This window comes from Streptomyces sp. NPDC127106, from assembly GCF_042677605.1.
Taxonomy (GTDB): Bacteria; Actinomycetota; Actinomycetes; order Streptomycetales; family Streptomycetaceae; genus Streptomyces.
In genome coordinates this window covers 33,794-44,187 of sequence record NZ_JBHXTC010000044.1, presented here as the reverse complement: position 1 = coordinate 44,187, position 10,394 = coordinate 33,794, and the positions used below count along the sequence as shown (strand labels likewise).

Sequence of the window (10,394 nt, the reverse complement as noted above, 5' to 3'; positions counted from 1 at the left end):
CCCCGCCCGCCGCTCCCCGCGGCGCTGCCCGCGCGGGCGGGCGGCGCCCGCGGGGGGGCTCGGCGGCGGGCGCGCGGGCGCGGCCGGTCGCGCGGTTCCCCCCGTCCCTTCGGCGCGCCGCCGAACCGCCGTCGGCCCGGCTGCGGCCGCTTGGCGGGCGGCGGACCCGACCGGCATGATCATCCACCATGACCGACAACCACCTCACCCGTATCGCGGCGCCGGAGGGCGTCGCCCCCGGCACCGGCTACACCCACGTCGTCGTCGGCACCGGGACGTTCGTCGCCGTATCCGGCCAGTGCGCGTTCGACGAAGAGGGCGTCATCGTGGGCGCCGGCGACCCCGATGCGCAGGCCCGGCAGGTCTTCGAGAACCTGCGCCGGTGCCTGGCCGCCGCCGGGGCGGGCTTCGACGACGTCGTGAAGCTGACGTACTTCGTCACGGCCATGGCCCACCTGCCGGCGCTGCGGGCGGCCCGCGACGCGGTGATCGCCCCGGACCGCCTCCCCGCCTCCTCGGCGGTGCAGGTCGCGGCCCTGGTCCACCCGGACCTGCTGATGGAGGTGGAGGCCTTCGCCGTCGTCCCGGAGCCCGCGCGCTCCTGACGGCGGGGTCAGGGCAGGGCGCGCAGGGCCTGGGTGGCGGCCACTGCCAGGCGGGGATGGGCCTGGGCGCGGGTGAGGACCTCGCGGGCGTCCGGGTCGGACAGCGTGCCCAGGCCCTCCACGCAGGCCAGGGCCACCCGCCAGTACGGGTCGTGCGGCGCGAGCCGCCGGGACAGGGTGCGGATCAGGGCCGGGGCGGATTCTGGCGCGCGGAGCGCCACGAGGAGCCGGACGGGCTGGAGGGCGTAGGCGGTGCGCAGCTCGTTGGTGGCCAGGGCGGCGGCCGCGCGGGCGGTGCGCGGGTCTCCGAGGGCGGCCAGGGCCTCGGCGGCGGCCGTGCAGCGCGCCGGGTCGCGGTGGTTGAGCAGCAGGACCAGCGGTTCGAAGGCCCGGCGGTCGCCCGCCCGTCCCAGCCGGTAGGCGGCCAGCTCCCGGGCCCACAGCGGCAGCCCGGCCGACGTGAGGGAGGCCGCGAGCGCGTCCGGGTCCGCGTCGAGGAGTTCCCGGTAGCGGGGGGAGCCGTCCGCTTCGGCCCGCAGGCGTTCCAGTACGTCCCGTGCGTCCTGTACGTCGCTCACGCGGCCCACCCTAGGGGCTGCCGGGCCGGCCCGTTCGGCGTTCTGCCGCATTGGCTCCCATCCACGGCCAAGGCGACAAACGGGACCTGACGGCCCGACGGCCCGGCTCACCCCGCTCCGCCCCTGCCGCCCGGAGAAGAGGAGCCCGACCGTGACCGCGACGCCCGCACCGGACCGTCTGCCGCACCAGGCGTACGCCGCAGCCGTCGCCCGGCCTCGACGGGCCGGACGGCCCGTACGCCCCGGACCGCTGGAAGGCCGACCGGTGCCCCGTCGACGGTGGGCCTACGAGGGTGTCGTCGACGGCTGGACCCATGTGTACGAGCCGCTGCCCGTGCTCCGGCTCGCCTCCCCGGCGGCGTTGCGCGCGCTCGTCCCGGCGGTCCTGACCGACCGGTACCCGGCCGTGGCCGCCTCGGCGGAGAAGTGGCGGGAGCCGGGGGAGGCGGACGCGCTGAGGCGGTACCTGGCGGCCGCCGACGCCGCCCGGGAGGCGAGCGCGTAGGCACGCGCGCCGGTGCCCGTGGCGGTGGGGGCTTCGGGGCCGCGGGCGCCGGGTCGGTGGGTCGGTGGGTCGGTGGGCGCCCGGGGCGGCGTACGTCACACCGGCCGTCTTCTCCGCGCTCTGGCCAAGGAGTTACCGACGAGTTAGTCTCACTGCTACACGTACGAGGCCGGCCTGGTGACGCAGCCGCCTCGTGCAGTCGGTCCGGTGCCCAGGCACCGCACAGCACCACCGGTACGCCAGGTACCGCCCGCAGTACGCGGCCGTCAGCCGTCCGCGCACCGCGCATCACGCTACGGCGTGGCCCCGGGACAGGGTCCGCCGCTCTCCGCCCCGCCCGATCACGGCGCCCTGTGCGGATGTTTCCCGTTCTTCCGCTCTTCCGTTCTGCCGGCCGCGCGTCGTGCGCCGCGCGGCACCCCCAGTCGTCACCCTCATCCACTGGAGTCCCGCGATGGACCGTCCGTCCACGTCCAGTCAGTCCACCCTCCAGACCATCGCCGTCGTCGGCCTCGGCACGATGGGCACCGGCATCGCCGAGGTCCTCGCCCGCGCCGGCCGCGAGGTCGTCGGCATCGACACCAACGAGAGCGCCACCCGCCGGGCCACGGCCTCCCTCGCGGCCGCCACGGCCCGCTCGGTGGCCCGCGGCCGCCTCACCGAGGAGGAGCGCGAAGGCGTGCTCGCCCGGCTGCGGACCTACACCGAGCTGGAGGCCGCGGCCGGCGCCGACCTCGTCATCGAGGTCGTCCCGGAGGACTACGAACTCAAGCACCGGATCTTCACCGAGCTGGACGCGATCGTCCGCCCCGACACGATCCTGGCCACCGGCACCAACGCCCTGTCGGTGACCCGGCTCGCCGCCGAGTCGCAGCACCCCGAGCGCGTCATCGGTCTGCACTTCTTCAACCCGGCGCCCGCGATGAAGCTCGTCGAGGTGGTCTCCAGCGTGCTGACCGCCCCGCCGGCCGTGGAGGCCGTCACCGCCCTCGCCCGCGAGCTGGGCAAGGAGCCGGTCTCGGTCGGCGACCGCCCCGGGTTCGTCGCGGACGGCCTGCTCTTCGGCTACCTCAACCAGGCCGCCGCCATGTACGAGTCGAAGTACGCCTCCCGCGAGGACATCGACGCGGCGATGAGGCTGGGCTGCGGTCTGCCCATGGGCCCGCTCGCCCTGCTCGACCTGATCGGCGTGGACACCGCCCGGACCGTCCTGGAGGCCATGTACGCCTCCTCCGGCGACCGGCTGCACGCCCCGGCCCCGATCCTGGGCCACCTGGCCGAGGCCGGGCTGACCGGGCAGAAGTCCGGGCGCGGCTTCTACACGTACGCCGAGCCGGGCAGCTCGGAGATCGTCCGCGACGCGCAGACCCCGCTGGAGGGCGCCCGGCTCGGCGAGGGCCGCCAGGTCTCCTCCGTCGGCGTGGCCGGCTCGGGCACCATGGCGAGCGGGATCGCGCAGGTCTTCGCGCAGGCCGGCTACGCGGTGGTGCTGGCCGCCCGTAGCCAGGAGAAGGCCGAGGCGGCGAAGGCGGCCATCGGGAAGTCGCTGGGCCGCGCGGTGTCGAAGGGCCGGCTGACGCAGGAGGCGGCGGACGGGACGCTGGCGCGGATCACGCCGGCCGGGTCGCTGGAGGCGTTCGCCGAGGTCGATCTGGCCGTGGAGGCCGTCGCCGAGGACCTGGCGGTCAAGCAGGAGCTGTTCGCGACCCTGGACAAGGTCTGCAAGCCGGGCGCGGTGCTGGCCACCACGACCTCCTCGCTCCCGGTGATCGCCTGCGCCCGCGCGACCTCGCGCCCGCAGGACGTGATCGGCATGCACTTCTTCAACCCGGCGCCGGCGATGAAGTTGGTCGAGGTGGTCCGGACCGTCCTGACCTCGGACGACGTGCACGCCACCGTCCGGGCGGTCTGCGCGAAGGTGCGCAAGCACCCCGTCGACTGCGGTGACCGGGCCGGCTTCATCGTGAACGCGCTGCTGTTCCCGTACCTGAACAACGCGATCAAGATGGTGGAGCAGCACTACGCCAGCCTCGACGACATCGACGCGGCGATGAAGCTGGGCGGCGGCTACCCGATGGGCCCGTTCGAGCTGCTCGACGTGGTCGGCCTGGACGTCTCCCTGGCCATCGAGAAGGTGCTCCACAAGGAGTTCCGCGAGCCCGGCCTGGCCCCCTCCCCGCTGCTGGAGCACCTGGTGGCGGCGGGCTGCCTGGGCCGCAAGACCGGCCGCGGATTCCGTGAGTACGCCCGCCGGTAAGACGGGCCCGGCCCACGGGGCCCCCGATCCGGATGCGTGGGGAGGGCTGCTCGGGTCTGCCGCACCCTCACGGCGGACCGCACCCTCCGAGCCCAGTGCGGGCCCTCCCCCGCATCCACCCCCGTACCGCCCCCCTCAGGCGCGCGCCCCGGCGCGAATGAAGTACTTTCGCTCTATGTCCCAGTCCGCCAAGACCTCACCCCGCGCCGCCGCCTCCGACAGTCCGGAGAGCGCGGCCGGCAGCAAGGCGGCCGCGCAGCGGCTGAAGATGCGCCGCGAGCTCGCCGCCGCCGCGATGGAGCTGTTCGCGACCAAGGGGTACGAGGCCACCACGGTCGACGAGATCGCCGCGGCCGCGGGGGTGGCGCGCCGGACCTTCTTCCGGCACTTCCGGTCCAAGGAAGAGGCGATCTTCCCGGACCACGACGACACGCTGATCCGGGCCGAGGCCGTGCTGGACGTGGCCCCGGCGCACGAGCACCCGCTCGACACGGTGTGCCGTGGGATCAAGGAAGTCATGAAGATGTACGCCGCCTCCCCGGCGGTGTCGGTGGAGCGCTACCGGCTGACCCGGGAGGTGCCGGCGCTGCGCGAGCGGGAGATCGCCTCGGTGGCCCGGTACGAGCGGCTCTTCACCCGCTACCTGCTGGCCCACTTCGACGAGACCGAACCCCACGACGGCAACGACGACCCGCTGCTGGCCGAGGTGGCCGCGTCGGCGGTGGTGACGGCCCACAACCACGTGCTGCGGCGCTGGCTGCGGTCGGGCGGCCAGGGGGACGTGGAGGCGCAGCTGGACCACGCCTTCGCGATCGTCCGCAAGACCTTCGGCACGGGGATCGGCGCGGGCCGGGCGTTGACCGCGGCGCCCGCCCCGGCGGCGGCTCCGGCCGCCACGGTCCGCGCGCAGGACGAGGTGCTGGTGGCGGTGGCGCGGACGGACGCCCCGCTGGAAGAGGTCATGCGGACCATCGAAGAGGCACTGCGCAACGCCTAGCCACGGGGTCCGGTGTCCTGAGCGACACGAAGAACCACACGAAGCGACGCTCGTCACAGCGGCCGCTCCCCTTCCGGGAGCGGCCGCTTCCGTTTGTCCGAGTTAGCCCTACTCGCCGGTAACTCTGATCGATCATCGCTCATCTGCGCAGGTCAATCGGCAAATGAGAGAAAGTTTTGGCACGCGGTGCCTTGCTGAGTGACACGGGGTGCCATACGTTGAATCCCGTCCGGATGTCCCCGCGGTCCACGCCCACTCGGCACGGAACGCGCCCCGGACGCCTGCGTCACCAGGCACCCGCGCGCCGCACCACAGGCGCCGCTCCCGCACCACCGCTCCGCCGGACCGACGGCACCACGCAGCAGCACCGCCCACGTACCCGAACGCACCCGCGTACCCCTCAGCGCACCCTCAGCGCACCCTCAGCCAGCGCTCTCCCCCGGCTCCGCCCGGGAGGACCCCAGGAGGCAACACCGTGAAGGACATCCTGGACGCGATCCAGTCCCAGGCCGCCACCGCCGCCGACTTCGCGGCCCTGCCGCTCCCCGACTCGTACCGCGCGATCACCGTGCACAAGGACGAGACGGAGATGTTCGCCGGGCTCGCGTCCCGCGACAAGGACCCGCGCAAGTCCCTGCACCTCGACCAGGTCCCGGTGCCGGAACTCGGCCCGGGCGAGGCCCTGGTGGCCGTCATGGCCTCGTCGGTCAACTACAACTCCGTGTGGACCTCGATCTTCGAGCCGCTGTCCACCTTCGGCTTCCTGGAGCGCTACGGCCGGCTCAGCGAACTCACCAAGCGCCACGACCTGCCGTACCACATCATCGGCTCCGACCTCGCGGGCGTCGTCCTGCGCACCGGCCCGGGCGTCAACTCCTGGAAGCCCGGCGACGAGGTGGTCGCGCACTGCCTCTCCGTCGAGCTGGAGTCCTCCGACGGCCACAACGACACGATGCTCGACCCCGAGCAGCGCATCTGGGGCTTCGAGACCAACTTCGGCGGCCTGGCCGAGATCGCGCTGGTGAAGTCCAACCAGCTGATGCCGAAGCCGGCCCACCTGAGCTGGGAGGAGGCCGCCTCCCCCGGCCTGGTCAACTCCACCGCCTACCGCCAGCTGGTCTCCCGCAACGGCGCCGGCATGAAGCAGGGCGACAACGTCCTGATCTGGGGCGCGAGCGGCGGCCTCGGCTCGTACGCCACCCAGTTCGCCCTCGCCGGCGGCGCCAACCCGATCTGCGTGGTCTCCTCCCCCGAGAAGGCCGACATCTGCCGCAAGATGGGCGCGGAGGCGGTCATCGACCGCAACGCCGAGGGCTACACGTTCTGGAAGGACGAGCGCACCCAGGACCCGCGGGAGTGGAAGCGCTTCGGCTCCAAGATCCGCGAGCTGACCGGCGGCGAGGACATCGACATCGTCTTCGAGCACCCCGGCCGTGAGACCTTCGGCGCGAGCGTCTACGTCACCCGCAAGGGCGGCACCATCACCACCTGCGCCTCGACCTCGGGCTACATGCACGAGTACGACAACCGCTACCTGTGGATGTCGCTGAAGCGGATCATCGGCTCGCACTTCGCCAACTACCGCGAGGCGTGGGAGGCCAACCGCCTGATCGCCAAGGGCAAGATCCACCCCACCCTGTCGAAGGTCTACTCCCTGGAGGAGACCGGCCAGGCCGCGTACGACGTCCACCGCAACCTCCACCAGGGCAAGGTCGGCGTGCTCTGCCTCGCCCCCGAGGAGGGTCTGGGCGTCCGCGACCAGGAGATGCGCGACAAGCACATCGACGCCATCAACCGCTTCCGCGACGCGTAGCGGAGCGGACCAATCCAACCCAGTCGCACCATCTGAACCGTCGTCGGACCGATCCAGCGATCAAGGGCCAAAGGGACAGCCTGAGATGACAGAGCGCCAGAAAGACCGTCCGTGGCTCATGCGGACGTACGCCGGCCACTCCACGGCCGAGGCGTCCAACGAGCTCTACCGCCGCAACCTCGCCAAGGGCCAGACCGGCCTGTCGGTCGCCTTCGACCTGCCGACCCAGACCGGCTACGACCCCGACCACATCCTCGCCCGCGGCGAGGTCGGCCGGGTCGGGGTCCCGGTCTCCCACCTCGGCGACATGCGGCGGCTGTTCCAGGACATCCCCCTGGAGCAGATGAACACCTCGATGACGATCAACGCCACCGCCATGTGGCTGCTGGCGCTCTACCAGGTGGCCGCCGAGGAGCAGGGGGCGGACATCTCCAAGCTCCAGGGCACCACCCAGAACGACATCGTCAAGGAGTACCTCTCGCGCGGGACGCACGTCTTCCCGCCCGGGCCCTCGCTCCGCCTGACGACCGACATGATCGCGTACACGGTCAACCACATCCCGAAGTGGAACCCGATCAACATCTGCAGCTACCACCTGCAGGAGGCGGGAGCCACCCCGGTCCAGGAGATCAGCTACGCGATGGCCACCGCCATCGCCGTACTGGACTCGGTGCGCGACTCGGGCCAGGTGCCCGAGGAGCGGTTCGGCGAGGTCGTCGCCCGCATCTCCTTCTTCGTGAACGCGGGCGTCCGCTTCATCGAGGAGATGTGCAAGATGCGCGCCTTCGGCCGCATCTGGGACCGGATCACCCGCGAGCGGTACGGCATCGAGAACCCCAAGCAGCGCCGCTTCCGGTACGGCGTCCAGGTCAACTCGCTCGGCCTGACCGAGGCCCAGCCGGAGAACAACGTCCAGCGCATCGTCCTCGAAATGCTGGCCGTCACCCTCTCCAAGGACGCCCGGGCCCGCGCCGTCCAGCTGCCCGCCTGGAACGAGGCCCTGGGCCTGCCCCGGCCCTGGGACCAGCAGTGGTCGCTGCGCATCCAGCAGGTCCTCGCCCACGAGAGCGACCTCCTGGAGTACGACGACATCTTCGCCGGGTCGCACGTCATCGAGGCCAAGGTCGACGCGCTGGTCGCCGACTGCTTCGCCGAGATCGACCGGATCCAGGAGATGGGCGGCGCGATGGCCGCCGTCGAATCCGGCTACCTCAAGTCCCAGCTGGTCTCCTCGCACGCCGAGCGCCGCGCCCGGATCGAGACCGGCGAGGACAAGATCGTCGGCGTGAACTGCTTCCAGCAGACCGAGCCCAACCCGCTCACCGCCGACCTGGACGGCGCCATCATGACGGTGGACGGGGCGGTGGAGGCCCTCACCGTCGAGCGCATCGGCCGCTGGCGGACCGAGCGGCAGGAGTCCACCGACCGGCAGGGCAACGGCGACCCGTTCGTCTTCCCGACCGCCGGGCAGGCCCTGGACCGGCTGAAGGAGGCCGCGGCCGGGACCGAGAACCTGATGGAGGCCACCCTGGAGTGCGCCCGCGCCGGTGTCACCACGGGCGAGTGGGCGACCGCCCTGCGCGAGGTCTTCGGCGAGTTCCGCGCCCCGACCGGCGTGTCGTCGGCCCCGGTCGCCGTGACCGCCGAGCCGGGCACCCCGCTGGCCGAGGTCCGCGAGAAGGTCGCGCGGACCGCGGAGGAGCTGGGCGCCGGGCGGCTGCGCCTGCTGGTCGGCAAGCCGGGCCTGGACGGGCACTCCAACGGTGCCGAGCAGATCGCCGTACGGGCCCGCGACGCCGGGTTCGAGGTGGTCTACCAGGGCATCCGGCTGACTCCGGAGCAGATCTCGTCGGCGGCACTGGCCGAGGACGTGCACTGCGTGGGACTGTCCATCCTGTCCGGTTCGCACAGCGCGCTCGTGCCGGACGTGCTGGAGCGCCTCCGCACGGCGGGGGCGGCCGACCTGCCCGTCATCGTCGGCGGCATCATTCCGAATGCCGACGCCGAGGAACTGAAGGCCGCCGGTGTGGCCGCCGTCTTCACCCCGAAGGACTTCGGTATCACGGAGATCATCGGCCGTATCGTCGACGAGATCCGCAAAGCCAACAAGCTCAACCCCCTCATCAGCACGGAGGTCCCCGCATGACCACGCCTGCCGCACAGGTGAACCGCCTGCGTCCGCGCCGCTCCTGCCTGGCGGTGCCCGGCTCCAACCCCCGCTTCCTCGAGAAGGCCCAGGGCCTGCCCGCCGACCAGGTCTTCCTGGACCTGGAGGACGCCTGCGCCCCGCTCGCCAAGCCCGAGGCCCGCCACACCATCGTCAAGTTCCTGAACGAGGGCGACTGGACCGGCAAGACCCGCGTGGTGCGCGTCAACGACTGGACCACCCACTGGACGTACCGCGACGTGGTCACGGTCGTCGAGGGCGCGGGCCAGAACCTGGACTGCATCATGCTGCCGAAGGTGCAGAACGCCGAGCAGGTCGTGGCGCTCGACCTCCTGCTGACCCAGATCGAGAAGACCATGGGCTTCGAGGTCGGCAAGATCGGCATCGAGGCGCAGATCGAGAACGCCCAGGGCCTGAACAACGTCAACGCGATCGCGCAGGCCTCCCCGCGCATCGAGACGATCATCTTCGGCCCGGCCGACTTCATGGCCTCCATCAACATGAAGTCGCTGGTCGTCGGCGAGCAGCCGCCCGGCTACCCGGCGGACGCCTACCACTACATCCTGATGAAGATCCTGATGGCGGCCCGCGCCAACAACCTCCAGGCGATCGACGGCCCCTACCTCCAGATCAAGAACGTGGACGGCTACCGCGAGGTCGCCGGCCGCGCCGCGGCGCTGGGCTTCGACGGCAAGTGGGTGCTGCACCCCGGCCAGGTCGAGGCGGCCAACGAGGTCTTCTCCCCCTCCCAGGCGGACTACGACCACGCCGAGCTGATCCTGGACGCGTACGACTACTGCACCTCCGAGGCCGGCGGCAAGAAGGGCTCGGCGATGCTCGGCGACGAGATGATCGACGAGGCCAGCCGCAAGATGGCCCTGGTCATCGCGGGCAAGGGCCGGGCGGCCGGGATGCAGCGCACCAGCAAGTTCGAGACCCCCGACAACTAGAAGGGCCCTGAGACCATGCAGTTCGGACGCACGTACGAGGAGTTCGAGGTCGGGGCGGTCTACAAGCACTGGCCGGGGAAGACGGTCACGGAGTACGACGACCACCTCTTCTGCCTCCTCACCATGAACCACCACCCGCTCCACATGGACACGAACTACGCCGAGAAGACGACGGACTTCGGCAAGAACGTGGTCGTGGGCAACTACATCTACTCGCTGCTGCTCGGCATGTCCGTGCCGGACGTCTCCGGCAAGGCCATCGCCAACCTGGAGATCGAGTCCCTGCGGCACGTGGCGCCGACCTTCCACGGCGACACGATCTACGGCGAGACCACGGTCCTGGACAAGACCCCCTCGAAGTCGAAGAGCGACCGCGGGATCGTCTACGTCGAGACCAAGGGCTACAAGCAGGACGGCACCCTCGTCTGCGTCTTCCGGCGCAAGGTGATGGTCCCGACCGAGACGTACATCAAGGAGCGCGGCGGCGAGCAGCCCGGCCGCCCGACGGTGTCCAACTAACGA

General features: G+C 71.8%; 9 protein-coding genes. 8 read left to right on the top strand and 1 reads right to left on the bottom strand.

Features of this window, described 5'->3' with window-relative positions; all coding sequences use genetic code 11:
- Positions 1-188: 188 nt before the first annotated feature.
- Complete coding sequence (locus ACFVGY_RS28165; RefSeq protein WP_385682061.1) at positions 189-605, top strand: RidA family protein; 417 nt, start codon at positions 189-191, stop codon at positions 603-605.
- 8 nt (positions 606-613) lie between these two features.
- Here ACFVGY_RS28165 and ACFVGY_RS28160 read toward each other — a convergent pair whose 3' ends face one another.
- Positions 614-1,183, bottom strand: a complete 570-nt coding sequence (locus tag ACFVGY_RS28160; protein WP_385682058.1) for an adenylosuccinate lyase — start codon at positions 1,181-1,183, stop codon at positions 614-616.
- A gap of 151 nt (positions 1,184-1,334) precedes the next feature.
- Between ACFVGY_RS28160 and ACFVGY_RS28155 the strand changes: the two genes are divergently transcribed.
- From ACFVGY_RS28155 to ACFVGY_RS28125, 7 genes are all read left to right on the top strand, one after another.
- The gene (locus ACFVGY_RS28155) at positions 1,335-1,688 is read left to right on the top strand and encodes a hypothetical protein (RefSeq protein ID WP_385682055.1); all 354 of its coding nucleotides are present in this window, start codon (positions 1,335-1,337) and stop codon (positions 1,686-1,688) included.
- A gap of 454 nt (positions 1,689-2,142) precedes the next feature.
- Entirely contained in the window at positions 2,143-3,945 is a 1,803-nt protein-coding gene (locus tag ACFVGY_RS28150) for a 3-hydroxyacyl-CoA dehydrogenase family protein (protein WP_385682052.1), read from the top strand.
- A 175-nt stretch (positions 3,946-4,120) separates the two neighbouring features.
- On the top strand, positions 4,121-4,942 hold the full coding sequence (locus tag ACFVGY_RS28145) for a TetR family transcriptional regulator (RefSeq protein WP_385682049.1): 822 nt from the start codon (positions 4,121-4,123) through the stop codon (positions 4,940-4,942).
- A 475-nt stretch (positions 4,943-5,417) separates the two neighbouring features.
- The gene (ccrA, locus tag ACFVGY_RS28140; protein ID WP_385682046.1) at positions 5,418-6,755 is read left to right on the top strand and encodes a crotonyl-CoA carboxylase/reductase; all 1,338 of its coding nucleotides are present in this window, start codon (positions 5,418-5,420) and stop codon (positions 6,753-6,755) included.
- 85 nt (positions 6,756-6,840) lie between these two features.
- Positions 6,841-8,901, top strand: a complete 2,061-nt coding sequence (locus ACFVGY_RS28135) for a protein meaA (RefSeq protein ID WP_385682043.1) — start codon at positions 6,841-6,843, stop codon at positions 8,899-8,901.
- Positions 8,898-9,872 (top strand): HpcH/HpaI aldolase/citrate lyase family protein, encoded by a 975-nt coding sequence (locus ACFVGY_RS28130; protein ID WP_385682041.1) that lies wholly within the window; start codon positions 8,898-8,900, stop codon positions 9,870-9,872. Before ACFVGY_RS28135 ends, ACFVGY_RS28130 begins: the two co-directional genes overlap by 4 nt.
- A 15-nt stretch (positions 9,873-9,887) precedes the next feature.
- The gene (locus tag ACFVGY_RS28125) at positions 9,888-10,391 is read left to right on the top strand and encodes a MaoC family dehydratase (protein WP_360631407.1); all 504 of its coding nucleotides are present in this window, start codon (positions 9,888-9,890) and stop codon (positions 10,389-10,391) included.
- The last annotated feature ends 3 nt before the right edge of the window (positions 10,392-10,394 follow it).